This window comes from Streptomyces sp. NPDC001056 (genome assembly GCF_053598955.1).
The window spans coordinates 116688-141904 of sequence record NZ_JBSFLI010000017.1 but is presented as its reverse complement, the minus strand read 5'-3'; the positions used below and the strand labels follow the sequence as shown (position 1 = coordinate 141904).

At 73.0% G+C, this 25217-nt stretch carries 20 protein-coding genes and 1 riboswitch; of the genes, 13 read left to right on the top strand and 7 right to left on the bottom strand.

Going from position 1 to position 25217, the window contains the following annotated elements:
• Positions 1-81 precede the first annotated feature (81 nt).
• Complete coding sequence (locus tag ACWDD7_RS21210; protein WP_351864871.1) at positions 82-1137, top strand: ABC transporter substrate-binding protein; 1056 nt, start codon at positions 82-84, stop codon at positions 1135-1137.
• A 22-nt stretch (positions 1138-1159) separates the two neighbouring features.
• On the opposite strand, the gene ACWDD7_RS21205 is transcribed toward ACWDD7_RS21210, so the two are convergent.
• The 3 genes from ACWDD7_RS21205 to ACWDD7_RS21195 form a co-directional block, all read right to left on the bottom strand.
• Complete coding sequence (locus ACWDD7_RS21205; protein ID WP_392211521.1) at positions 1160-2827, bottom strand: ATP-binding protein; 1668 nt, start codon at positions 2825-2827, stop codon at positions 1160-1162.
• A gap of 36 nt (positions 2828-2863) precedes the next feature.
• On the bottom strand, positions 2864-3805 hold the full coding sequence (locus tag ACWDD7_RS21200) for a sucrase ferredoxin (RefSeq protein WP_450458474.1): 942 nt from the start codon (positions 3803-3805) through the stop codon (positions 2864-2866).
• Positions 3806-3943: 138 nt separating this feature from the next.
• On the bottom strand, positions 3944-5206 hold the full coding sequence (locus ACWDD7_RS21195) for a citrate synthase (protein ID WP_450458473.1): 1263 nt from the start codon (positions 5204-5206) through the stop codon (positions 3944-3946).
• A gap of 121 nt (positions 5207-5327) precedes the next feature.
• Between ACWDD7_RS21195 and ACWDD7_RS21190 the strand changes: the two genes are divergently transcribed.
• Positions 5328-6491: a citrate synthase gene (locus ACWDD7_RS21190; RefSeq protein ID WP_450458472.1), complete on the top strand. Its 1164-nt coding sequence runs from the start codon at positions 5328-5330 to the stop codon at positions 6489-6491.
• 178 nt (positions 6492-6669) lie between these two features.
• Complete coding sequence (locus tag ACWDD7_RS21185) at positions 6670-7788, top strand: CobW family GTP-binding protein (protein ID WP_450458471.1); 1119 nt, start codon at positions 6670-6672, stop codon at positions 7786-7788.
• A gap of 37 nt (positions 7789-7825) precedes the next feature.
• Here ACWDD7_RS21185 and ACWDD7_RS21180 read toward each other — a convergent pair whose 3' ends face one another.
• The gene (locus tag ACWDD7_RS21180; RefSeq protein ID WP_450458470.1) at positions 7826-10285 is read right to left on the bottom strand and encodes a DNA gyrase/topoisomerase IV subunit A; all 2460 of its coding nucleotides are present in this window, start codon (positions 10283-10285) and stop codon (positions 7826-7828) included.
• A gap of 293 nt (positions 10286-10578) precedes the next feature.
• Between ACWDD7_RS21180 and ACWDD7_RS21175 the strand changes: the two genes are divergently transcribed.
• The 4 genes from ACWDD7_RS21175 (at position 10579) to ACWDD7_RS21160 (ending at position 15392) form a co-directional block, all read left to right on the top strand.
• Positions 10579-11973 (top strand): M16 family metallopeptidase, encoded by a 1395-nt coding sequence (locus ACWDD7_RS21175; RefSeq protein ID WP_392211530.1) that lies wholly within the window; start codon positions 10579-10581, stop codon positions 11971-11973.
• Between the two features lie 17 nt (positions 11974-11990).
• Positions 11991-13361: a M16 family metallopeptidase gene (locus ACWDD7_RS21170; protein ID WP_450458496.1), complete on the top strand. Its 1371-nt coding sequence runs from the start codon at positions 11991-11993 to the stop codon at positions 13359-13361.
• 226 nt (positions 13362-13587) lie between these two features.
• Positions 13588-13748, top strand: a riboswitch (cyclic di-AMP (ydaO/yuaA leader).
• A gap of 13 nt (positions 13749-13761) precedes the next feature.
• Positions 13762-14505, top strand: coding sequence for a M23 family metallopeptidase (locus ACWDD7_RS21165; protein WP_450458469.1), 744 nt, complete (start codon positions 13762-13764; stop codon positions 14503-14505).
• Positions 14506-14705: 200 nt separating this feature from the next.
• Complete coding sequence (locus ACWDD7_RS21160; protein WP_392211532.1) at positions 14706-15392, top strand: GntR family transcriptional regulator; 687 nt, start codon at positions 14706-14708, stop codon at positions 15390-15392.
• A gap of 194 nt (positions 15393-15586) precedes the next feature.
• On the opposite strand, the gene ACWDD7_RS21155 is transcribed toward ACWDD7_RS21160, so the two are convergent.
• Positions 15587-15871, bottom strand: coding sequence for an HPr family phosphocarrier protein (locus ACWDD7_RS21155; protein ID WP_351864845.1), 285 nt, complete (start codon positions 15869-15871; stop codon positions 15587-15589).
• A gap of 145 nt (positions 15872-16016) precedes the next feature.
• On the opposite strand from ACWDD7_RS21155, the gene ACWDD7_RS21150 reads away from it, so the two are divergent.
• Genes ACWDD7_RS21150 through ACWDD7_RS21130 form a run of 5 tightly spaced genes read left to right on the top strand, consistent with a single transcriptional unit; the run spans position 16017 to position 21835 of the window.
• The gene (locus tag ACWDD7_RS21150) at positions 16017-18911 is read left to right on the top strand and encodes a bifunctional acetate--CoA ligase family protein/GNAT family N-acetyltransferase (RefSeq protein ID WP_450458468.1); all 2895 of its coding nucleotides are present in this window, start codon (positions 16017-16019) and stop codon (positions 18909-18911) included.
• Positions 18912-18921: 10 nt separating this feature from the next.
• Positions 18922-19350: a hypothetical protein gene (locus ACWDD7_RS21145; protein ID WP_450458467.1), complete on the top strand. Its 429-nt coding sequence runs from the start codon at positions 18922-18924 to the stop codon at positions 19348-19350.
• 1 nt (position 19351) lies between these two features.
• Positions 19352-19948, top strand: coding sequence for a DUF5998 family protein (locus tag ACWDD7_RS21140; RefSeq protein ID WP_351864835.1), 597 nt, complete (start codon positions 19352-19354; stop codon positions 19946-19948).
• Complete coding sequence (locus ACWDD7_RS21135; protein WP_450458466.1) at positions 19948-21138, top strand: alkaline phosphatase family protein; 1191 nt, start codon at positions 19948-19950, stop codon at positions 21136-21138. The genes ACWDD7_RS21140 and ACWDD7_RS21135 overlap by 1 nt, the downstream gene beginning before the upstream one ends.
• Positions 21139-21184: 46 nt before the next feature.
• On the top strand, positions 21185-21835 hold the full coding sequence (locus tag ACWDD7_RS21130; RefSeq protein WP_285553267.1) for a thymidine kinase: 651 nt from the start codon (positions 21185-21187) through the stop codon (positions 21833-21835).
• A 38-nt stretch (positions 21836-21873) separates the two neighbouring features.
• On the opposite strand, the gene ACWDD7_RS21125 is transcribed toward ACWDD7_RS21130, so the two are convergent.
• Complete coding sequence (locus tag ACWDD7_RS21125) at positions 21874-22665, bottom strand: VOC family protein (RefSeq protein ID WP_450458465.1); 792 nt, start codon at positions 22663-22665, stop codon at positions 21874-21876.
• Positions 22666-23001: 336 nt separating this feature from the next.
• Between ACWDD7_RS21125 and ACWDD7_RS21120 the strand changes: the two genes are divergently transcribed.
• Positions 23002-23853 carry a sulfurtransferase gene (locus ACWDD7_RS21120; protein WP_450458464.1) on the top strand — a complete coding sequence of 284 codons (852 nt, stop codon included), beginning with the start codon at positions 23002-23004 and terminating at the stop codon, positions 23851-23853.
• 60 nt (positions 23854-23913) lie between these two features.
• Here the strand turns inward: ACWDD7_RS21120 and sepH are convergent, their stop codons facing one another.
• Positions 23914-24954 carry a septation protein SepH gene (sepH, locus tag ACWDD7_RS21115; protein WP_450458463.1) on the bottom strand — a complete coding sequence of 347 codons (1041 nt, stop codon included), beginning with the start codon at positions 24952-24954 and terminating at the stop codon, positions 23914-23916.
• Positions 24955-25217: the final 263 nt, after the last annotated feature.

The window sequence follows — 25217 nt, the reverse complement described above, 5'->3', positions numbered from 1 at the left end:
TCCGGAAGCGGCCGACCGACCCTTCGCAGGACCAGCCCCCACGCCTTCCCGCACCGCCCTCTCACAAGGACGTGAACCGCCATGCGCAAGACCGCCCGACACGCCTCCCTGGCCGCCGCCGGCCTGCTCGCCCTGTCCTCCCTCACCGCCTGCGCCAACGACGCGGCGGGTTCCGCGGCCGGCTCCGGCGGCGGGGGCGGCGGCAAGGGCGAGACCGTCAAGATCATGGTCGGTGGCCTCGACAAGGTCATCTACATGCCCGCGATGCTCACCCAGCGCCTCGGCTACTTCCAGGACGAGGGCCTGAACGTCCAGCTCATGACCGAGCCCGCCGGGGTCCAGGCCGAGACCGCGCTCGTCGCCGGCCAGGTGCAGGGCGCGGTCGGCTTCTACGACCACACCCTCGACCTCCAGGTGAAGGGCAAGTCGGTCGAGTCGGTCGTCCAGTTCTCGCGCGCGCCGGGCGAGGTGGAGGTCGTCTCCGACAAGGCCGCGGGCGACCTCACTTCGCCCAAGGACTTCAAGGGCCGCAAGCTGGGCGTGACCGGGCTCGGGTCCTCGACCGACTTCCTCACCAAGTACCTGGCGGTCAAGAACGGCGTCGACGTCAGCCAGTTCACGCCGGTCGCGGTCGGCGCGGGACCGACGTTCATCGCGGCGCTGCGGCAGGGCTCGATCGACGGCGGCATGACCACCGATCCGACCGTCGCGACGATCCTCGACAAGAAGGCGGGCAGGATCCTGCTCGACATGCGCACTCCGGAGGGTTCGCAGCAGGCGCTGGGCGGGCCGTACCCGTCGTCAAGTCTGTACATGCAGACGGACTGGGTGAACGGGCACAAGGACACCGTCCAGAAGTTGGTCAACGCATTCGTCAAGACGCTCAAGTGGATGTCCACCCACAGCGCCGACGAGATAGCCGCCAAGATGCCCGCCGACTACGCCCAGGGCGACAAGGCGCTCTACACCCGGTCCATCAAGAGCACCCTGCCGATGTTCACCGACGACGGCGTGATGCCGCAGGACGGCCCCGAGACCGTGGAGAAGGTGCTCAAGGCGTTCAACCCCAACATCAAGAACGCGAACGTCGACCTGAGCAAGACGTACACCACAGAGTTCGTCAAGGCGGTCAAGTAAGTACGGCGGCCAGTCAACGCGGTCAACTGCTGCGTGCCGTGGGTTCGGGCTCGGGTTCCAGCCCGGGCCCCGGCTCCAGTTCCGGCTCCAGCGCCTCCGGCAGCACCACCGTGAACTCCGCGCCGCCCCCGCCGGCGGTGTCCACGGTCGCGCTGCCGCCCTGGCGTTCGGCGAGCCGGCGCACCAGCGACAGCCCGAGGCCCCGCTTGCCGTGCGCGGGCGCCCGCTTCGTGGACCACCCCTCGGTGAACACCAACTCCCGCTGGTCCAGCGGAACTCCCGGGCCGGTGTCCCGCACCCTGAGCACGACCGTACGGCCCTCGACGCGCAGCTCGACCTCCACGCGCGCGTGCGGGGTGCCCGCGACCGCGTCCAGGGCGTTGTCCACCAGGTTGCCGACCACCGTGACCAGTCCCCGCGGATCGACCAGCCGGTCCGGGAGCCGGCTGCGCTCCGACACCCACAGGGCGACCCCGCGCTCCGCCGCCACCGTCGCCTTGCCCACCAGCAAGGCGGCCAGCAACGGGTCCTGCACCTTCTCGGTCACCTGCTCGGACGTGACCCGGTGGTCCCCGACCACCTCACCGACGAACTCCACCGCGTCGTCGTACATCTCCAGTTCCAGCAGCCCGAGCAGGGTGTGCATCCGGTTGGCGTGCTCGTGGTCCTGGGCGCGCAGGGCGTCGATCAGGCCGCGCGTGGAGTCGAGTTCGCGCCCCAGCTGCTCCAGTTCGGTGCGGTCCCGCAGGGTGGCGACCGCGCCGTCGTCGTCGGTGGGCATGCGGTTGGCGACCAGGACGCGCCGACCGCGCACCGTCAGCAGGTCGGTGCCGGTCACCCGCCCGGCGAGCACATCGGTCGTGCGGCCCTCGCCGAGCGCCTCGTCCGGGGTGCGACCCACGGCCTCGTCGCCGATGCCCAGGAGCCGCCGCGCCTCGTCGTTGAGCAGCCGGATCCGGCCGCTCCGGTCCAGGGCGACCACGCCCTCACGGATGCCGTGCAGCATCGCCTCGCGCTCCGCGAGCAGCGCCGAGATGTCGGAGAAGGCCAGGTCCCGGGTCTGCCGCTGCACCCTGCGGGCGATCAGCCAGGCGGCCAGCGCGCCCACCGCGAGGGCGCCCCCGGCGTAGGCGAGCAGCCCCGGGATGACGCCGATCAGCCGGGCGCGCACGCTGTCGTAGGCGATGCCGACCGAGACGGCCCCGATCAGGCGGTGGTGGGCGTCGTACAGCGGCACCTTGCCGCGCGCGGAGCGCCCGAGGGTGCCCCGGTCGATCTCCATGACCTCCTTGCCCGCGAGGGCGTCGGAGGGGCTCGTGGAGACTATGCGGCCGATCTGCGAGGTGGTCGGGTGCGACCAGCGCACCCAGTGCCGGTCCAGGACCACGACGTACTCGGCGTGCGTGGCCCGCCGGATCCGCTCGGCCTCGCGCTGCACCGGGCCGTCCTTGGTCGGCGGCGTGGTCAGCAGGCCGTCGGCGATCTGCGGGTCCTGGGCCGTGGTCTCGGCGATGGCCAGCGCGCGGCGCATCGCCTCGTGGTCCAGCTGTTTGCTCAGCGGCGCCAGGAACAGGCCGGTCACGAGCACCGCGACGCCCGCGGCGATCGTCACCTGCATGAGCAGCACCTGCGAGAACGCCCGCCGTGGCATACCGAGGCGCAGACGGCGTGCGGAGGGAGTCGGACTCATGGGGGACGACAGTACGGGGTGAACGCGCCGCGCGGTTCAGCTCGCCAGCGCCGTCGGCCGCAACGCGCGCACCGCCAGTACGGTCATCCGCGCCGGGGTACCGAGCACCGAGGCGCCGCAACTTTCCGGGCGCGGCGGCAGTGACGCGCCGCGCGCCACGGTGACCCGCCAGCGCCGGCCGTCGGCGTGGGCCACGGTGACCGCCCAGCGGGGGGCCGCGCCCTCGGTCCGTACGACGCCCAGCACGCCCGCCCGGTACTCGCCCGCCACCTCACGCACCGCCAGTTCAGCGGCCTGACCAGGGCGTTCGAAGGCGGAGCAGCCGCGGCACCCCTCGACGGCCACCCGGCCCTCCCGGACGCCGTCCAGCGCCTTCTTGAGGGTGTGCGCGTCGGCGCGGCCGTAGGCGTAGCCGTACGGCAGCACGAGCACCGTCGGCGCGAAACGATGTCCACCCAGATGGGTGACCTCCCAGACCCCGCCTTCCCCCGACGCGGCGAGCTCGGCGGCGAGCGGGCGGCCCAGCAGGGCGCAGCAGCGGTCGCGCTTGCCGTTGGTGCACACGAGCGCGAGCGGATCGCCGGTGTGCGGACGCCCGCCGAGCACCGCGCCGAAGGAACGGTGGTCGCCCGCCCCGAGGGCCGCGAGGTCCAGGCAGAGGAGCTGCCGGGGGTCACGGGTGGCGGCCGCGTGCAGCCACACCCGGCCCGGCACGGTGTGGGCGGCGTAGACCCGGCGGATCCCGGGCGTGCCGGGGTCCGCGTGGCGACCGGGGCGCCGGATGAGCGCGACGCGTACGCCGGTGCCCTCCGCGGCCGCCTCCAGCGCCCGGCCGAGCGCCGGGTCCAGGTGGCTGGAAGTAAGCGCCTTGGCGCCCCACGGGCCGGGCTGTTCCAGCAGCAGCCACGTCGTGGCCGTCGCCGCCGTCGCCGCAACGGGCTCGTCGAGGCTTCGGGAGACGGACGCACACCTACTCACAGAGGTGAGCCTAACCTGACTTTCGCCAGGGCGACTTCCGGCCGGGGTCGTGTCGTGCTCATGGAAGGGCCGCCTCGGGGAGAGGCGGCGGACTCCCGATGGGGCGCGGCTTCGGGGCCCGCGGCGACTCGCGAGGGCTCAGTCCGGCTCCGGGAGGGGCTGTGGCGGGCGCGGGCCGATGTAGTGGCCGACGGGGCGCATGCGAAGCGGGCGCTCGCCGTACTCCTCCAGGGCGTGCGCGATCCAGCCCGCCGTGCGGGCGACGGCGAAGATCGTCTCACCGGCGGTGGCCGGCATGCCGAAGGAGGAGGTGAACACCGCGAGCGCCAGGTCGACATTGGCGTGCAGCGGGGTGTGCCGGGCGGTCGTGGCGACGATGTCGCGAGCCGCGAGCAGGGCCGGTTCCGCGCGCGGGAGCCGCTCCAGCAGGCCGAAGAGCACCTGTGCGCGGGGGTCCTCGCCGGTGTAGAGGCGGTGGCCGAGCCCGGGGATGCGGCGGCCCGCGCGCAGTTCGTCGGCGATCACCGGGGCCGCGTTGCCCAGTTCGAGGACGTCCAGCAGCATCCGGTGCGCCAGTCCGCTGCTGGCGCCGTGCAACGGGCCCTCCAGGACGCCGAGGCCGGCCGAGACGGTCGCGTAGGCGTGGGCCCGCGCGGAGGCGGCGACCCGGACCGCGAGCGTGGAGGCGGCCAGGTCGTGGTCGGCGAGCAGGACCAGCGCGGCGTCCAGTACCCGCAGGGCGTCCTCGTCCGCGTTCCGGCCGGTCAGCCGCGACCACAGGCGGTGGGCCAGCGGCACGTCCTCCCCGGGGTCGCGCACGACCGGCGGCAGGGCGGAGACGAGCGTGGGGATGAGTACGCGCGCCGTGTTCAGCACGGCCTCCCCGGACAGGTCGAAGCGCAGCGGGTCCTCGGCCGCCGCGGCGATCGTCGCGACCCGGAGCCGGTCGATGGGGGAGGTGTGCTCGGGCAGCGCCTTCACGGCCCAACGGGCGACGCGCACGGTCGCCGCGGGCGCGGTGAAGGCCGTACCGGGCACGAGCCGGCCGGTCCACAGCCACTCCGCGACCTCCTCGTAGGAGTGGCGGGCGGCCAGCTCGGTGGCGTCGACGCCCCGGTAGTAGTACCGGTCCGCCTCGATCAGCGTGATCCGGGTGCGCACCGAGAGATCGCCGCCCGAGCCCGGAATCCCGGCGCTTTCGCGGCGGTTGCGCCGGGCCAGGTCCTCCACCTCGCGCGCCTCGAAGGTGCTGGCGCGGCCGCCGGGTTCGCGTTTGCTGCTCAGCAGGCCGCGGCTGACATACGCGTACACCGTCTCGGGCTTCACGCCGAGCAGTTCGGCGGTCTCCTTGGTGGTCAGTCTTCGCCCGGGGCGGTTGGGGGCGGGTTCGTGATCGCGCATGGGGGTCACCGTAGCGGCCTCTGCACTTGTTGATGGCCGACTTTCCTTGTATTGATTCAATCAACATTGACAGAAGGAACATCAAGAGTGGACAGTCGGATCAAGCTCAGGGAGGACCGTCATGACCATCGACAGGACCGCAACACCCCTCGTCGACGCCCCGCGTGGTCTCGCGGGCGTCGTCGTCACCGAGACGGAGATCGGCGACGTCCGGGGGCGGGAGGGCTTCTACCACTACCGCCAGTACTCGGCGGTCGACCTCGCCCGCACCCGCCGCTTCGAGGACGTCTGGCACCTGCTCGCGCACGGCGCCCTCCCGGACGCAGAGCGCAGCGCCGCCTTCGCCGCCGAGACCGCGGCCCTGCGACGGCTCCCTGAGGAGGTCAGGGCGGCCCTGCCCGCGATCGCCGCCGCAGGCCGCGGCTCCGGCCCGCTGGCCGGCCTGCGCACCGCGCTGTCCCTGCTCGGTGCGGCGCGCGGATTCCGGCCGCTGTACGACCTCGACGCCGACCGGCGCCGCGCCGACGCCCTGGCCGCCTGCGCCGCCGTCCCCACCCTGCTCACCGCCCTGTACCGATCGGGGCAGGGGCTCGACCCGGTGGAGCCGCGCGAGGACCTGCCGTACGCGGCCAACTACCTCTACATGCTGACCGGTTCGGAACCCGATCCGCGCAAGGCTCATGCAGTCGAGCAATACTTGATCTCGACCGTTGACCATGGGTTCAATGCATCAACATTCACGGCGCGGGTCATCGCCTCCACCGGCGCCGACGTGGCGGCCTGTCTGACCGGCGCCGTGGGCGCGCTGTCCGGCCCGCTGCACGGGGGTGCGCCCAGCCGGGCTCTGGACACCCTGGACGCGATCGGCACCCCGGACCGCATAGACCCCTGGATCCGGGAACGGGTGCTGGCCGGCGAGCGGATCATGGGCTTCGGACACGCCGTCTACCGCACGGAGGACCCGCGTTCGCGGATGCTGCGGGAGATCGCCCTCGGCTTCGGCGGCCCCCGGGTGGACCTCGCGGTGGAGGTCGAACGCCGGGTCGAGGCCATCCTCGCCGAGCTGAAGCCGGGCCGTGAACTCCATATCAACGTCGAGTTCTACGCCGGTGTGGTCATGGAACTGTGCGGCCTGCCCCGGGAGATGTTCACCCCCACCTTCGCCGCGGCCCGGGTCGTGGGCTGGAGCGCCAACATCCTGGAACAGACCGCCGATCCGAAGATCATCCGACCGGTGGCGCGTTATGTGGGCCCCGAGCCGCCGGTCGCGGTGCCCGCCGCCTGACCGGCCGGCCCGGCCCCGGCTCGCCGTCGCGGTTCTTGCCGTGCGGGCCCGGGACCCGGCCACCCTCGCCCCCGGGCCTCCGCCCCGAGACCCTTGCCTCCCGCGCTCGGGACCCCTTCCGCCCCACGGCGCCCTTTTATCCTGGTCCGCAGCCCGTTCACAGGAGAAAGGCCGCCCCTTGGGGAACAGCTTGGCGCACAGCACGGACGGCAGCCGTCGTCCCCAGCAGCAGATCCCGGTCGTCGTCCTGGCCGGTTTCCTCGGCTCCGGGAAGACCACGCTCCTCAACCACCTGCTGCACCGCAGCGCGGGCAGCAGGATCGGAGCGATCGTCAACGACTTCGGCGCCATCGAGATCGACGCCCTGGCCGTCGCGGGCGCCCTCGGCGACTCCACCGTCTCCCTGGGCAACGGCTGCCTGTGCTGCGCCGTGGACGCCGGTGAGCTCGACGTCTACCTGGGCAGACTCGCCGCGCCCGAGGCCGGGATCGACGTGATCGTCATCGAGGCCAGCGGACTCGCCGAACCCCAGGAACTGGTGCGGATGGTGCTCGCCAGCGAGCACCCCGGCATCGTCTACGGCGGCCTGGTCGAGGTCGTGGACGCGGCCGAGTTCGACGACACGCGCGCGCGGCACCCCGAGATCGACCGGCATCTCGGCCTCGCCGACCTGGTCGTCGTCAACAAGCTCGACCGGGCCGCGGACCCCGAACGGGTGCTCGCCCTGGTGGGTTCCCTGACCGACCGGGCCGCCGTCGTCCCGGCCACCTACGGGCGCCTCGATCCCGAGTTCCTCTTCGACTGCCGGCCGAGCGAGGAGCGCATCGGCCAGCTGTCCTTCGACGACCTGCACGACCGCGGCGGCGACCACGACGCGGACGGTCCGGGCGCGGACGGTCACGCCGGACACCTGCACACCGGCTACGACAGCCTGTCCTTCACCTCGGACGTCCCCATGGACCCGCGCCGCCTCATGCGGTTCCTGGACAGCCGGCCCGAGGGGCTGTACCGGATCAAGGGCCACGTCGACCTCGGCCCGTGCGACCCCCGCAACCGGTACACCATGCACGCCGTGGGCCGGTTCCTGCGCTTCTACCCCGAGCCCTGGGCGCCCGCCGAGACCCGCCGCACCCAACTCGTGCTGATCGGCTCCGGCATCGGCACCGAGGCGCTCGGCAAGGAGCTGAAGGGGTGCGAGAGCGACGCCCCGCACGCCGACGAACACGGCATGTGGGGCGTCCTGCGCTATGTGCAGGGCTCCGAGGACGAACCCGGTCCGGAGCCCTACGGCGGCTAGCGGGGCGTCACGGCGGCCGCACAAGCCCCACCGCTGCTCAGAAGACCGGTCCCGCGACCACCGAGACCGTCTTCGGCAGCGAGGTTCCCGAGCCGTCCCGGCGCGGGTCCGGCTCCGGCAGCTGGGCCGGGGTGCCGTTCTTCTGCGCCGCGCGTGCGGGCACCGGGCCCGCCCAGGCCAGCGCCAGACAGTCCTCGCCCTTCAGGAACCGCTGGCAGCGCACGCCGCCGGTGGCCCGGCCCTTGCGCGGGTACTGGTCGAACGGGGTCAGCTTGGCCGTCGTCTGGACCGAGTCGTCCAGCGTGCCGCGCGAGCCGGCCACCGTGAACACCACCGCGTCGGCGGCCGGGTCGACGGCCGTGAAGCAGATGACCTTCACGCCCTCGGCGAGCTTGATGCCCGCCATACCGCCCGCCGGGCGGCCCTGCGGACGGACGATGGACGCCTGGAAGCGCAGCAGTTGCGCGTCGTCCGTGATGAAGACCAGGTCCTCCTCGCCGGTGCGCAGCTCCACCGCGCCGACGATCCGGTCGCCCTCCTTGAGCGTGACGACCTCCAACTCGTCCTTGTTGGACGGGTAGTCGGGCACCACGCGCTTGACCACCCCCTGCTCGGTGCCGAGCGCGAGGCCGGGGGAGGACTCGTCCAGCGTGGTCAGGCAGACCACCGTCTCGTCGTCCACCAGGGAGACGAACTCCGCGAGCGGCGCGCCCCCGGCGAGGTTCGGCGCGCTCGCCGTCTCGGGCAGCTGTGGCAGGTCCACCACGTTGATCCGCAGCAGCCGGCCCGCCGAGGTCACCGCGCCGATCTCGCCGCGCGCGGTCGCCGGCACCGCCGAGACGATCACATCGTGCTTGACCCGCTTGGCGCCCGCCTGCTCCGGGAACGGCTCGGCGGTCGCCGTACGCGCCAGCAGGCCCGTGGAGGACAGCAGCACCCGGCACGGGTCGTCGGCCACCTGGAGCGGCACGGCGGCCGCCGGGGCGCCGCCGGACTCCAGCAGCACGGTGCGCCGGTCGGTGCCGAACTTCTTGGCCACGGCGGCCAGCTCGGCCGAGACCAGCTTGCGCAGCTCCTGGTCGGAGTCGAGGATCCGGGTCAGCTCCGCGATCTCCTCGGTGAGCTTGTCCTTCTCCGCCTCCAGCTCGATGCGGTCGTACTTGGTGAGCCGGCGCAGCGGCGTGTCGAGGATGTACTGCGTCTGCACCTCGCTCAGCGAGAAGCGCCGCATCAGGCGCTCCTTGGCCTGCGCGGAGTTCTCGCTGGACCGGATCAGCCGGATGACCTCGTCGATGTCGACCAGGGCGGTCAGCAGGCCCTCGACCAGGTGCAGCCGGTCGCTCTTCTTGCCGCGGCGGAACTCGCTGCGGCGGCGCACCACGTCGAAGCGGTGGTCGAGGTAGACCTCCAGGAGTTCCTTCAGGCCCAGGGTGAGCGGCTGGCCGTCCACCAGGGCCACGTTGTTGATCCCGAAGGACTCCTCCATCGGCGTCAGCTTGTAGAGCTGCTCCAGGATGGCCTCGGGCACGAAGCCGTTCTTGATCTCGATGACCAGGCGCAGCCCGTGCTCGCGGTCGGTGAGGTCCTTGACGTCGGCGATGCCCTGGACCTTCTTCGAGTTGACCAGGTCCTTGATCTTCGCGATGACCTTCTCGGGGCCGACGGTGAACGGCAGTTCGGTGACCACCAGGCCCTTGCGGCGGGCGGTCACGGGCTCGATGGAGACCGTCGCCCGCATCTTGAAGGTGCCGCGGCCGGTCGCGTACGCGTCGCGGATGCCGTCCAGGCCGACGATCCGGCCGCCGGTGGGCAGGTCCGGGCCGGGGACGTGCTTCATCAGCGCGTCCAGGTCCGCGTTCGGGTACCGGACCAGGTGGCGGGCGGCGGCCACGACCTCGCGCAGGTTGTGCGGCGGCATGTTGGTCGCCATGCCGACCGCGATGCCCGAGGAGCCGTTGACCAGCAGGTTCGGGAAGGCGGCGGGCAGGGCCACCGGCTCCTGCTCCTGGCCGTCGTAGTTCGGCGCGAAGTCGACCGTGTCCTCGTCGATCGACTCGGTCATCAGGCTCGTGGCCTCGGCCATGCGGCACTCGGTGTACCGCATGGCGGCCGGCGGGTCGTCATTGCCCAGCGAGCCGAAGTTGCCGTGGCCGTCGACCAGCGGCAGCCGCATGGAGAAGGGCTGGGCCATGCGCACCAGGGCGTCGTAGATCGACGCGTCGCCGTGCGGGTGCAGCTTGCCCATGACCTCGCCGACGACACGCGCGCACTTCACGTAGCCGCGTTCGGGGCGCAGGCCCATCTCGTTCATCTGGTAGACGATCCGGCGGTGCACCGGCTTGAGACCGTCACGGGCGTCCGGCAGGGCGCGCGAGTAGATGACCGAGTAGGCGTACTCAAGGTAGGAGCCACGCATCTCGTCCACGACGTCGATGTCGAGGATCTTCTCCTCGTACGAATCGTCGGGCGGCGGGGTCTTCGTGCTGCGGCGGGCCATCGCTGCCGGCTCCTCCTGATCTGATCGCTCGCCTTCGGGGCGCGCACCCTTCGGCTCGCTCGTGCTGAAGCTTTTGACGGATCTGTCGCGGACCATTGTGGACCGGGGCACTGACAACCCGGACCGTCGCCCCGGGCGATCACCGGGTCCGGGTGCGAGGCAGGCTACGCGATCCGCTGTGGGCGTACGTGCCGCGGGAACTTCGCCGAGGCCCCGCACGCTTTGCATACAGTGGCAGGAACGGCAGGAAAACCGCGGTTTCCACAACCGCCTCCGCTCGCGAAGGGACGTACATGCCCATGGGTCACACGACCACGGCCGAGGCAGGCTCCGGGGGCCTGACAGCGACCGAGCACCGGCTGGCCAACGGTCTGCGCGTGGTGCTTTCCGAGGACCACCTGACCCCCGTGGCGGCGGTCTGCCTCTGGTACGACGTCGGTTCCCGCCACGAGGTCAGGGGCCGCACCGGCCTGGCCCACCTTTTCGAGCACCTGATGTTCCAGGGTTCCGGGCAGGTCAGGGGCAACGGCCACTTCGAGCTGGTGCAGGGCGCCGGCGGCTCGCTCAACGGCACCACCAGCTTCGAGCGCACCAACTACTTCGAGACCATGCCCGCCCACCAGCTGGAGCTCGCGCTCTGGCTGGAGGCCGACCGCATGGGCTCCCTGCTGACCGCCCTGGACGACGAGTCCATGGAGAACCAGCGCGACGTCGTCAAGAACGAGCGCCGCCAGCGCTACGACAACGTCCCCTACGGCACGGCCTTCGAGAAGCTGACCGCCCTGTCGTACCCGGAGGGCCACCCCTACCACCACACGCCGATCGGCTCCATGGCGGACCTGGACGCGGCCACCCTGGAGGACGCCCGCCAGTTCTTCCGCACCTACTACGCGCCGAACAACGCGGTGCTCTCCGTGGTCGGCGACATCGACCCCGCGCAGACGCTCGCCTGGATCGAGAAGTACTTCGGTTCGATCCCGTCCCACGACGGCAAGCCCGCGCCCCGAGACGGCTCCCTGCCGGACGTCATCGGCGAGCAGCGGCGCGAGGTCGTCGTGGAGGAGGTCCCGGCGCGCGCCCTGATGGCCGCCTACCGGCTGCCGCAGGACGGCTCGCGCGCGTGCGACGCGGCCGACCTCGCCCTGACCGTGCTCGGCGGCGGCGAGTCCTCCCGGCTGTACAACCGCCTTGTGCGGCGCGACCGTACGGCCGTCGCGGCCGGCTTCGGCCTGCTGCGCCTGGCCGGCGCGCCCTCCATGGGCTGGCTGGACGTGAAGACCTCCGGCGACGTGGAGGTGCCGGTCATCGAGACCGCCATCGACGAGGAGCTGGCCCGGTTCGCCGAGGAGGGCCCCACCCCGGAGGAGATGGAGCGCGCCCAGGCCCAGCTGGAGCGCGAGTGGCTGGACCGGCTCGGCACCGTCGCGGGCCGCGCCGACGAACTGTGCCGCTACGCCGTCCTGTTCGGCGACCCGCAGCTCGCGCTGAACGCCGTGCAGCGCATCCTGGAGGTGACCCCCGAGGAGGTCCGGGAGGTCGCCGAGGGCCGGCTGCGCCCCGACAACCGCGCGGTCCTGGTCTACGAGCCGAAGTCCCCGCAGGCCGTCGAGGACGCCGACGTGCCCGCGGACCCGGAGTCGGAGGCCACCGTAGAGGCCGGAAACGAGAACGAGGAGACGGCCAAGTGACCGAGCAGCTCGCCACCATGGACTTCCACCCCCAGCCGCAGGCCGGCGAGGCGAAGCCGTGGGCCTTCCCGGCCCCGGAGCGCGACGCGCTCGACAACGGCCTGACCGTGCTGCGCTGCCACCGCCCCGGCCAGCAGGTCGTCGCCGTCGAGGTGCTCCTGGACGCCCCCCTGGACGCCGAGCCGGCCGGCCTGGACGGCGTCGCCACCATCATGGCGCGGGCCTTCTCCGAGGGAACCGACCAGCACTCCGCCGAGGAGTTCGCCGCCGAGCTGGAGCGCGCGGGCGCCACCCTCGACGCCCACGCCGACCACCCCGGCGTCCGGCTCAGCCTGGAGGTCCCCGCCTCCCGCCTGCCCAAGGGCCTCGGGTTGCTCGCCGACGCGCTGCGCGCCCCCGCCTTCGCCGAGAGCGAGGTCGAGCGGCTGGTCCGCAACCGCCTGGACGAGATCCCGCACGAGCTGGCCAACCCCGCCCGGCGGGCCGCCAAGGAACTCTCCAAGGAGCTGTTCCCGGCGGCCGCGCGCATGTCCCGGCCGCGCCAGGGCACCGAGGAGACGGTCGAGAAGATCGACGAGACCGCCGTACGCGCGTTCTACGACCGCCATGTGCGCCCCGCCACGGCCACCGCGGTCGTGGTCGGCGACCTCACCGGCATCGACCTGGACGCGCTGCTCGGCGACACCCTGGGCGCCTGGACCGGCACCCCGGGCGAGCCCCGGCCGGTGCCCGCGGTGACGGCCGACGACACCGGGCGCGTGGTCATCGTGGACCGGCCCGGCGCCGTCCAGACGCAGCTGCTCATCGGCCGGGTCGGTGCGGACCGGCACGACCGGGTGTGGCCCGCCCAGGTGCTCGGCACCTACTGCCTCGGCGGCACCCTCACCTCCCGCCTGGACCGCGTCCTGCGCGAGGAGAAGGGCTACACCTACGGTGTGCGCGCGTTCGGGCAGGTGCTCCGCTCGGGTCCCGAGGGCAACGGCGTCTCCATGCTGGCCATCAGCGGCTCGGTGGACACCCCCAACACGGGTCCCGCCCTGGACGACCTGTGGAAGGTGCTGCGCACTCTCGCGGCGGAGGGCCTGACCGACGCCGAGCGGGACGTCGCCGTGCAGAACCTCGTCGGCGTCGCGCCGCTCAAGTACGAGACCGCGGCGGCCGTCGCGGGCACGCTCGCCGACCAGGTGGAGCAGCACCTGCCCGACGACTTCCAGGCGACGCTCTACCGGCAGCTGGCCGCGACGGGCACCGTGGAGGCCACCGCGGCCGTCGTCAACGCCTTCCCGGTGGACCGCCTGGTGACCGTCCTGGTCGGCGACGCCGCGCAGATCAAGGCGCCGGTCGAGGCGCTGGGCATCGGCGAGGTCACCGTGGTGGCGGCCGAGTAACGGCACGCGCGGGCAGGCTCCTTACCGGTGGGGCCCTGACGGCCTACGGGGTCGTCAGGGCCCACTTTGTTCCACTCTCTCCTCAGGATGTCCGAATTGGGGCGGAGGTTGCCTTTCTGCCCTGTGGGATGCGCTACAAAAGCCGCGATCCGTTTGGGCTTTGAGAGCCGGTCCGCTTAGCGTCGTCCGGGTTGTTCGTCGGGCAGTGCGCCGCAGCCGCGGCACCGGACAGCCATCGCCGAGTCCCCGCAGGCGCGAGCCGGGGGAGCCGGGGACCCACACGTCCCTTGGGGTGAATCGGGCATCCGCGCGACAGCGTGGCGCCCGTAGGAGACCTTCCTGCTCCGAACCCGTCAGCTAACCCGGTAGGCGAGAGGGAAGGAAAGGACGAGCCACACACATGGCGTTCGTATGCGCCACCGGGAAGCACCGCAAGCCCGGCCGGGTCAAGCGCGCCACCGCCCAGGCGGCCGGCATAGCGGCCCTGACGACCACCGGCGTCATCGGGACCCTCGCCGCGTCCCCGGCGCTCGCCGCCGAGAACACCGCCGAGCAGACCGGCCTCACCCCGGTGCTCGCCGCGACCGACGACCTCGCCGAGCACATCGACGCCCAGGCCACCGCCCAGCAGCGGATCGCCGAGCACGAGGCGGCCGAGAAGGCCGCCGCCGCGCGGGCGAAGGAGGCGCGCGAGGCCAGGGCCCGCGCCGCCCGGGAGGCCGAGCGCAGGCGGCTGAACGCCTTCGTCGCCCCGATCGCGCACTCCTACGTGTCCACCGGCTACAAGGTCGGCAGCTCCCTGTGGTCCTCCGGCTCGCACACCGGCATCGACTTCCACGCGGCCACCGGCACCCCCGTGCACGCGGTCGGCGTCGGCACCGTCGTCTCCACCGGCTGGGGCGGGGCGTACGGCAACGAGATCGTGATCCGCATGGCCGACGGCATGTACACCCAGTACGGTCATCTGTCGTCCATCGGCGTCACGGTGGGCCAGCGGGTCGTCGCGGGCCAGCAGATCGCCCTGTCCGGCGCGACCGGCAACGTCACCGGCCCGCACCTGCACTTCGAGGCACGCACCGGCCCGGACTACGGCTCCGACGTCGACCCCGTCGCGTACCTGCGTCACCACGGCGTGAACGTCTGACCGTTCCCGCACAGCCGTCCGAAGCCCCGGCCACCCGGCCGGGGCTTTCGCCATTTTCCGGCCGTTCCGCCGGGACCTGTCCAAAAAATATCCATGGATTCCGGCCTCCCGTCGGAAATTCCGGCCCGGTGGAATAGAGTCACGGAAAACACACGTCCGTCGTCGGCGTCGTGTCGCGGGTATTAAGGCGGAGGTCGGTCATGCGTATTCCGGCGCACTCGGTGTGCACGGCGATCCGGGACGACATCGTCGCCGGCGTCCTCGAACGCGGCGGCCGCCTCACCGAGGAGGTGCTGGCCCGCCGCTACGGCGTCTCGCGCGTCCCCGTGCGCGAGGCCCTGCGCACCCTGGAGGCGGAGGGCTTCGTGGTGACGCGCCGGCACGCGGGCGCCTGTGTGGCCGAGCCCACCGAGCAGGAGGCCGCCGACCTGCTGGAGATGCGCCTGCTGCTGGAGCCGCTCGGGGCCGCCCGGGCGGCGCGGCGGCGCACCGAGGCGCATCTGAAGGTGCTGCGCGGACTGGTCCGGCTGGGCCAGGAGCGCGCCAGGAGGGGTGGCGGCGAGGATCTGCGCGCCCTGGACGGCTGGTTCCACGAGACGCTGGCCCAGGCGTGCGGCAGTCCCTCGCTGACCTCGACGCTCACTCAGCTGCGCCACAAGATCGCCTGGATGTACACGGTGGACACGCCGTCGGACGTGGCCGGCACCTGGGCGGAGCACGGCGCGATCGTGGACGCGGTGGCGCGCGGCGACGGCGAGCGCGCCCGCGCGGTGACCGCCCTGCACACCGAGCGGACGACGGCCGCGCACCGGTTGCGGATTCCCGGCGCCCCGGAGCGGGTGAGGACTTCGCAACATCCCGTAAACATGTCCGGTGCACGGAATTAACGCGGATGCCGTATACAAAGTGGGTGGGATATTCGGCGGACGCTTATTTCGACCTGTCGCGAATTTCCGGATGCGGGCCATGATGAATAGCTGTCATGGTTCATACGGCGGTGCTCCGAAAACACGGAAGCCACGCCACCCGACAGGGATGACGCGGCTTCCCGCATCCCGCTGAGAGTGTCGCGGGGTCCTGCTCAGACCGTCTCGGGCAGCTCTTCCAGGCCCTCGGCGACCAGCTTGGCCAGCCGGTCCAGCGCGGCTTCCGCGCCGTCGGCGTCGGACGCGAGCACGATCTCCTCGCCGCCCTGGGCGCCCAGGCCCAGAACGCCCAGCATGGAGGCCGCGTTGACCGGGGTGCCGCCGCCGGACTTGGCGATCGTCACCGGGATGCCTGCGGCCGTGGCGGCCCGGACGAAGATGGAGGCGGGGCGGGCGTGAAGACCCTCGGCCCAGCCGACGTTGACGCGGCGCTCAGCCATGTGTTGCTGCCCTTCGCTGTTCAGGGTTGTCTAGACCAGTCTTCCATATCGTGAAGCGTGCCAGAAGAGGGGCTGCGCACCCCCTCCGCCGTGCTCCACAGACTGCCTCGCGCCGTTGTCGGACGCTAGCCGTACTCTGGGGCCCATGCGAACCTCGGCGGAACCGCAGGACCGGTACGAGTACCCCGCGCACTGGGAGGCGGACGTGGTGCTGCGGGACGGGGGCACCGCCCGCATCCGGCCCATCACCGTCGACGACGCCGACCGCCTGGTCCACTTCTACGAGCAGGTCTCGGACGAGTCCAAGTACTACCGCTTCTTCGCGCCCTACCCCCGGCTGTCCGCCAAGGACGTCCACCGCTTCACCCACCACGACTTCGTCGACCGGGTGGGCCTCGCGGCCACCGTGGGCGGCGAGTTCATAGCGACGGTGCGCTACGACCGCATCGGCGCCGGCGGCGTGCCCGCGTCCGGCCCGGCCGACGAGGCCGAGGTCGCCTTCCTGGTGCAGGACGCCCACCAGGGCCGGGGGGTCGCCTCCGCCCTGCTGGAGCACATCGCGGCCGTCGCCCGGGAGCGGGGCATCCGCCGGTTCGCCGCCGAGGTGCTGCCCGCCAACACCAAGATGATCAAGGTGTTCACGGACGCCGGGTACACCCAGAAGCGCAGCTTCGAGGACGGCGTCGTATGCCTGGAGCTGGACCTCGAACCCACGGACCGCGCCCTCGCCGTGCAGTACGCGCGGGAGCAGCGCGCGGAGGCCCGCTCGGTGCAGCGGCTCCTCGCCCCCGGCTCCGTCGCGGTCATCGGCGTCGGCCGCGCGCCCGGCGGCGTGGGCCGCAGCGTCCTGGCCAACATCAAGGACGCCGGATACGCCGGCCGGCTGTACGCCGTGAACAAGGCCTTCCCCGAGGACCTGACGGAGGTCGACGGGGTGAGCGCGTACCGCTGCGTGCGGGACATCGAGGGCCCGGTGGACCTCGCCGTCGTCGCCGTACCGGCCGAGTACGTGCCCGCCGTGGTCGCCGAGTGCGGGGAACACGGCGTCCAGGGGCTCGTCGTGCTCAGCGCCGGGTACGCCGAGAGCGGGCCCGAGGGCAAGGTGCGGCAGCGGGCGCTCGTGCAGCAGGCGCGGGCGTACGGCATGCGGATCATCGGGCCCAACGCGTTCGGCGTCATCAACACCGCCCCGGACGTACGGCTGAACGCGTCCCTCGCCCCCGAGATGCCGCGCCCCGGCCGCATCGGCATGTTCGCCCAGTCCGGTGCCATCGGCATCGCGCTGCTGTCCCGGCTGCACCGGCGCGGCGGCGGGGTGACCGGGGTGACCGGCGTCTCCACCTTCGTCTCCGCGGGCAACCGGGCCGACGTGTCCGGCAACGACGTCCTCCAGTACTGGTACGAGGACCAGCACACCGACGTCGTGCTCATGTACCTGGAGACCATCGGCAACCCGCGCAAGTTCACCCGGCTGGCCCGGCGGACGGCGGCCGCGAAGCCGCTGGTCGTGGTGCAGGGGACGGGCACGGCGCCCCAGGGGCACGCGGTGCGTGCGACGCGGCTGCCGCACGCGACCGTCTCCGCGCTGCTGCGGCAGGCCGGGGTGATCCGGGTCGACACGATCACGGAACTGGTCGACGCGGGCCTGCTGCTCGCCCGGCAACCGCTGCCCGCCGGGCCCCGGGTGGCGATCCTCGGGAACTCCGAGTCGCTGGGCGTGCTGACGTACGACCGGTGCCTCGCGGAGGGGCTGCGCCCTTCGCGGCCGCTCGACCTGACGACCGGGGCGACGCCGGAGGACTTCCACCGGGCGCTGAGCGCCGCACTGGCCGACGAGACGAACGACTCCGTCGTGGTGACGGCGATTCCGGCGATCGGGGAGGCGTCGCCGAAGGACGCGGAGCTGGCGGAGGCGCTGCGGTCGGCTGCCGCCGGGGTGCCGGGGAAGCCGGTGCTGGTGGTGCATGTGGAGCTGGGCGGGCTGGCGGCGGCGCTGTCCGCCGCGGCCAGTACCGCGCCACAGGCCGTCGGCAAGGTGCCCGGCACCGAGAGCGGCGCCCACCTTCCCCCACTCTCGGCTGCGCTCGACCGGGGGGACCTCCGCCGCCCCGCGGAACGTCCGCCCACCGCGGGAGCGGAGGCGGTGCCCACCGCGGCCGCGCCGCCGTCGGAGGGCACCCGTCTCATCCCCGCCTACCCGGCCGCCGAGCGTGCCGTACGCGCGCTCGCGGAAGCGGTTCGGTACGGGCAGTGGCGGCGGGAGGCGGCCGACCCCGGGAGGGTGCCCGAGTACGAGGACATCGACGAGAAGGGGGCAGCGCGGCTGATCGCGGAGTCGCTGGAGCGCGGGGAGGGGCTCACGATCTCGGACGCGCGGACCTGCGAGCTGCTCGCGAAGTACGGCATCGAGGTGCGCCGCGCGCTCCCCGCGCCCACCTCGGACGACGCCGTCGAGGCCGCCCGCGCCCTCGGCTACCCCGTGGCCCTGAAGGCGACCGCCCCGCACCTGCGGCACCGCGCCGACCTGGGCGGCGTGCGCCTGGACCTGGCGGACGAGGAGCAACTGCGGCGGGCGTACGCCGAGTTGAGCGAGCTGTTCGGCAAGCCCGAGGAGCTGCGGCCGGTGGTGCAGGGGATGGCGCCCCGGGGCGTCGACACCGTCGTACGGGCCGTGATCGACCCGGCCGCCGGGGCCGTGCTGTCCTTCGGACTCGCCGGCGCCGCGTCGCAGCTGCTGGACGACACGGCGCACCGGCTGATCCCGGTCACCGACCGGGACGCGACCTCGCTGGTCCGCGCGATCCGCACCGCGCCCCTGCTGTTCGGCTGGCGCGGCTCCACCCCCGTGGACACCCCCGCGCTGGAGGAGCTGCTGCTGCGGGTCTCCCGCCTGGTCGACGACCACCCCGAGGTCGTCGCCGTCACCCTGGAACCGGTCGTCGTGGCCCCGCACGGCGCGAGCGTCCTCGGCGCGACCCTGCGGCTCGCACCCCCGCCCGCCCGCGACGACCACGGCCCGCGCACCATGCCGGCCTACTGAGCGGGGCCGCGTGGAGATCGCCGGGCACCGGCTCCCCGAGGGCAGCTGGTGGGACTGGGAGGTGACCGCCTGGGACGCCGGGGCGCTGCGGTTGGCCGCCGGGTCCGACCTCACGTACCACCACGCCCTCGAAGTGGTCTTCGTCGCACCCGCCCTCGTGTCCTGCCCGCTCGCCTTCCAGGACCCCGTCTTCCGCGCCCCGACCCCCGACGAGACCGCGCGCCTGGCCCGGTCCCTCGGGGAGGCGTCGCCCGTCCTCGTCGCGTTCGAGGCGCACGCCGGGGGAATCGAACCAGTGTCCTGCCTGGTCGCCGCCGAGCGGGTGGAGTTCCGGCACGGGCTGGTCCGGAGGAGCGCGAAGGCGCCTGACCAGGAGGCGTCCCGTCCCCCTTCCCGCAGCACGCCCTGTTGGCCCGGAGTGCCCCTGCCCACGGACTAGGATGGACGCCATGGCCAAGACCAGTACGACGACCCAGGGGCTGCGAGCGGCGATCGAGCGCAGCGGCTACTACCCGGCCCTCGTGGCCGAGGCGGTGGAGGCCGCGGTGGGCGGCGAGCCCATCCGGTCGTACCTGGTCCACCAGGAGACCACGTTCGACCAGAACGAGGTGCGCCGCCATGTGACCGTCCTGGTCCTCACCGCCAACCGCTTCATCGTCAGCCACACCGACGAGCAGGCCGCCGACAGCACCTCCCCGACGCCGTACGCCACCACCTCGACCGAGTCGGTGAAGCTCGACCGGATCTCGTCCGTCGTGGTCAGCCGGGTGGTCGCCAACCCCGAGCAGTACACCCCGGGCACCCTGCCCCGCGAGGTCGTGCTGACCATCGGCTGGGGCGCGGTCAGCCGGATCGACCTGGAGCCCGCCGCCTGCGGCGACCCCAACTGCGACGCCGACCACGGCTACACGGGCAACTCCACGGCGGACGACCTCAGCCTGCGCGTCAGCGAGGCCGGCGACGGCCCCGAGACGGTGCGCGAGGCGCTCACCTTCGCGCAGGCCCTCTCCGAGGCGACCGCGGACCTCACCCGCTGATGTCCCAGCTCTCCGCCTGGGACCACCCGGAACCCCTCGCCCTGGCCACCGCGCCGCTGCCCGAGTACGGCACCGGCTCCCTCGCCGACCTCCTCCCCACCCTTGCCGCCGGCATGGGCGTCCCCGGCATGACCGCGGCGATCGCGGAGCTGGCCCCGGTCGACCGCGCCTGCGTCTTCCTGGTCGACGGGCTCGGCTGGGAGCAGCTGCGCGCCCACTCGGACGAGGCGCCCTTCCTCACCTCGCTGCTCGGCAGCTCGCGCGGCGGCACCGGCCGGCCGCTCACCGCGGGCTACCCGGCGACCACCGCGACCTCCCTCGCCTCCGTGGGTACCGGCCTGCCCCCCGGCGCCCACGGCCTGCCCGGCTACGCGGTCCGCGACCCGGCCACCGGCGCGCTGATGAACCAGCTCCGCTGGCAGCCCTACACCGACCCGCGCGCCTGGCAGCCGTACCCCACCGTCTTCCAGCTGGCCCACGAGGCCGGGGTGCACGCCGCACAGGTCTCCTCGCCCACGTTTCAGCACACCCCGCTCACGAAGGTCGCGCTCAGCGGCGGCACCTTCCACGGACGGCTGTCCGGCGAGGAGCGCATGGACCTCGCGGCCGAGCAACTGGCCGCCGGGGACCGCTCGCTGGTGTACACGTACTACGCCGAACTCGACGGCGCGGGCCACCGCTACGGGATCGCCTCCGACACCTGGCGCGGCCAGCTGATGTACGTCGACCGGCTTGCCCAGCGCCTCGCCGAGCAACTGCCACCGCGCAGCGCGCTCTATGTCACCGCCGACCACGGCATGATCGACGTCCCGTTCGACGAGGAGCACCGCTTCGACTTCGACACGGACTGGGAACTCAGTGCCGGGGTCGCCCTGTTGGGCGGCGAGGGCCGGGCCCGCCATGTGTACGCGGTGCCGGGCGCGGAGAACGACGTACTGACCTGCTGGCGCGAGGTGCTCGGCGAGCAGTTCTGGGTGGCCTCGCGCGACGAGGCGATCGAGGCGGGCTGGTTCGGGCCGCACGTGGACGAGCGGGTGTACGCCCGGCTCGGCGACGTGGTCGCGGCCGCGTCCGACGACGTCCTGATCATCGCCTCCGAGCGGGAACCCAAGGAGTCCGCGCTGGTGGGCAACCACGGGTCGATGACCCCCGTGGAGCAGCTGGTCCCGCTGCTCGAAGTACGCTCCTGACCCCTCCCGCCTGTCCGCCCCCTCACCGAAAGGTGTTCAACTCCTCATGCCCGAGCTGGTGTTCTTCTCCGGAACGATGGACTGCGGGAAGTCGACGCTGGCTCTGCAGATCGAACACAACCGCTCCGCGCGGGGCCTGGCCGGGATGATATTCACCCGCAACGACCGTGCGGGCGCGGGCAAGTTGTCCTCACGCCTCGGCCTGGTCACCGACGCGGTGGAGGTCGCCGACGCCCAGGACCTCTACGTGTACATCGTGGACCACCTCTCGCAGGGCGGCCGGATCGACTACGTGATCGCGGACGAGGCGCAGTTCCTCGCGCCCGTGCAGATCGACCAGCTCGCGCGGGTGGTGGACGACCTCGGCGTGGACGTCTTCGCCTTCGGCATCACCACCGACTTCCGCTCCAAGCTCTTCCCGGGCTCCCAGCGGCTGGTGGAGCTGGCCGACCGCATCGAGGTGCTCCAGGTGGAGGCGCTGTGCTGGTGCGGCGCCCGCGCCACGCACAACGCCCGTACGGTCGGTGGCCAGATGGTGGTCGAGGGCGCCCAGGTCGTCGTCGGGGACGTCAACCAGGCGGCGGGCGAGGTCGGTTACGAGGTGCTGTGCCGTCGCCACCACCGGCGCCGGATGACCGCCGCGACGGCCCGCGCGGCGGCCCTGTCCCCGGACGTGCTGCCCGTCTCGTCCTCCTGAGCCCACCCGGACCCCGATCGCCGGGTGTCCCGCGGCGCTCAGCGCGGTTCCTGGACCACAGAGAACACCGCTCCCTCCGGATCCGCCACCGTCGCCACCCGCCCGTGCGGGCTGTCGTGGGCCGGGCGGACGATCCGGCCGTCCAGCCGTGTCACCTGACGCAGCGTCTCGGCGGTGTCCGTCACCTCGAAACAGGTCCGCCAGTACGGCCCCCGGTCCCGGGGCAGCCTGTGGCCCACGCCATGCAGCCCGGCCACCGGGCGCCCGTCGACGAGCAGGGTCACGTAGTCGAGGCCGGCCGAGACCACCGGCTCCGTCTCGTACCCGAACACGCTCACGTAGAACTTGGCGACGCTCTCCGTCTCGAACGTGAGCAGCTCGTTCCACGCGGGTGTGCCCGGCACCCCGGTGACCGCCGGGGCGAGGTGCGCGGGCGCCTGCCAGATGCCGAACACCGCGCCCGAGGGGTCCGCGGCGATGGCCAGCCGCCCGGCCTCGGCCGCGTCCAGCGGGCCGACCGCCACCGTGCCGCCGCACAGCCGTACCGCCTCGGCCGTGCGGTCCACGTCGTCCGAGGCGAGGTAGGGCGTCCAGGCGATCGGCAGCCGGTTCTCCGGCGGCAGCTGGCCCATGCCGGCCACCTCGCGCCCGTCGAGCAGCGCCCGCACGTACGGGCCGAGCTGCTGCGGGCCCGGCCGGAACTCCCAGCCGAACAGCTCCCCGTAGAACTCCTCGATGGCGGTGAGCCGGTGCGCCATCAGGCTCACCCAGCAGGGTGTGCCGGGCGCGCGCAGCGCCTGCGGACCGGCCGACTCCCGTGCCTCGGTCATCGATCACTCTCTCCCCGGCCGCCTCGTGCGGCGGCCGTGTCGCTTCCGCTCTTCCGGCAGGTGTGTGCACGCCGCCGGCGCGTACGCCCGTACCGGTGTGTCCGCATCCTCCACGGTCGCGCGGCCCTGTCGATTCGCCGCGCCGCCGGTTCGGCGTAGTGTTCCGGAAGAATGCCTGGGCTGACGTTTTTCGCCGCTTCCTGACGATGCCCGACGGGATGTCCGCCGGATGCACGGCATGTGCCCGATCCCCTACAGGTCGTGATCGAGACTGCCCGGCCGAGCAGAGTAGCCGGACCTGGACGCCGCGGCCACCCCTGGCGTATGCATGGCGCCATGACAGTCATCATCACCGCACCCGAACTCGCCGAGGCGCTCGCCGGCGAGGCGCCGCCCGTCCTGCTGGACGTGCGCTGGCAGTTGAGCCTGGCGAAGGCGGCGGGTGCCCCGCCCTTCGACGGCCGGGCCGAGCACGCGGCCGGGCACATCCCCGGCGCGGTCTTCGTCGACCTGGACCGGGAGTTGGCCGCGGCCCCGGGCGCGCACGGCCGCCATCCGCTGCCGGACCTCGCGGAGTTCGGCGCCGCGATGCGCCGCGCGGGCGTGTCGGCCGGCCGTCCGGTCGTCGTGTACGACGGCGGGCAGGGCTGGGCCGCCGCCCGCGCCTGGTGGATGCTGCGCTGGACGGGTCACCCGGACGTGCGGGTCCTCGACGGCGGGTTGCCGTCCTGGACGGGGGAGTTGTCGACCCAGGTGCCCGCTCCGGCCGAGGGCGACTTCGTGCCGGCGCCCGACGCGGCGGGCCTGCTGGACGCGGACGCGGCCGCCGAACTGGCCCGCACGGGCGTGCTGCTGGACGCCCGCGCGGGGGAGCGGTACCGGGGCGAGGTGGAGCCCGTGGACCGCGTCGGCGGGCACATCCCCGGCGCGGTCTCGGCGCCGACGACGGAGAACGTGGGCCCCGACGGCCGCTTCCTGCCCCCGGCCGAGCTCAAGGACCGCTTCAAGGCCCTCGGCGTCCGCGCGGACGTGCCGGTGGGCGTCTACTGCGGCTCGGGCGTCTCCGGCGCCCATGAGGTGCTGGCCCTCGCGGTGGCGGGCATCCCGGCGGCGCTGTACGTCGGTTCGTGGTCGGAGTGGTCCGCGGACCCCTCCCGGCCGGTGGCGGTGGGCGCTGACCCGCAGTAGCGGCGGCCGAGAGGGGCGGGGCACCTGGATGCCCCGCCCCTCTCCGCGTCGTACGGCCGGTTACTCCTGCTTCTTGCGCCGGGTGCCGAACACGATCTCGTCCCAGCTCGGGACGGCCGCGCGGCGGCCGGGACGCACCCCGTCGGCCTCGGCCTGGCGATCGGTGGCGCCGGTCAGCCGGTCGCGGTGGCTGCCGACCGAGCGGGGCATGAGGACATCCGCGTAGGCCGAGCCGGCCGAGGCGGCGGGCGCCGGCGGCTCCTCCAGGGCGGCTTCCTCGCCGGGCTCGTCCGGGGCCTCCGGGTTGCGCTCCGGAACCACCATGTCGCCGCGGAAGGACGGCACCGCCTCCAACAGGCTGGTCAGCGAGTCCCGTTCGCCGGTGTTCTCCTCGGCGGGCTCGGACGACTGCGCGGGCAGGCTCGGCCGTTCCCGGTCGGTCCGCTCCAGGGCGCGGTCCATCGAACGCTCGCGCGGCAGCCGGGCGATGCGCGGGACGAACGGGAAGCTCGGCTCCGGTACGGCGAGGTCGTCGGACTCGCCGATCAGCGAGCGTGCCTCGTCGTCCACGGCCTGGACCAGGCGCCGGGGCGGGTCGTACGTCCAGCTCGCCGAGTGCGGTTCGCCCGCGACCCGGTAGACGAGCAGCACCTCCCAGGTGCCGTCGTCGCGGCGCCAGGAGTCCCACTGCACGGTGTCCTTCTCGGCGCCGCGCAGCAGCAGCCGTTCCTGCACGGCCTCGCCGAGCGGCGGGCCGGAGTTCTCGCCGGGGCGCCGGACCGGGGTCTTGCGGGCCCGCTCGGCCATGAAGGCGCGCTCGGCCAGCACCGGACCCTCGAAGCGCCGCACCCGGTCGACGGGGATGCCCGCGAGCTGCGCGACCTCCTCGGCGGTGGCACCGGCTCGTATCCGCGCCTGGATGTCACGGGGGCGCAGATGGCTCTCGACCTCGATCTCGATCTGGCCGAGGCGCGGCCGGTCGCCGCGCACGGCGGCGCGCAGCCGTTCGTCGATCGGAAGCGTGTATTCCGTAGAGTCGGCAGCCTTCAGCACCAGCCGTGTGCCGTCATTCGAGACGGCCACGACACGCAGTTCGGGCATGGGGACCTCCCGGGTGGTGCCTGCCGACGTCACGTGCGTCGCTGCTTCCGCTAGTCGAGTGTGGCCTGCCCGGGTGCAGCCTGCCACAACCTTGCCGAGTTGCCCGGCGTGTCGGGCAAGGGCCCTGAGTCGCCGTTATGGCACGGTAACCAGTTCACCACGCTAAGTGACCAAGACCGTCACCCTGTGCAACTAGCCCCCTCCCGGCGGTCCTTGGTGGCCGCGGACACCCTGGTGGGAGACCGGGCCCAGGGCTCGCAACA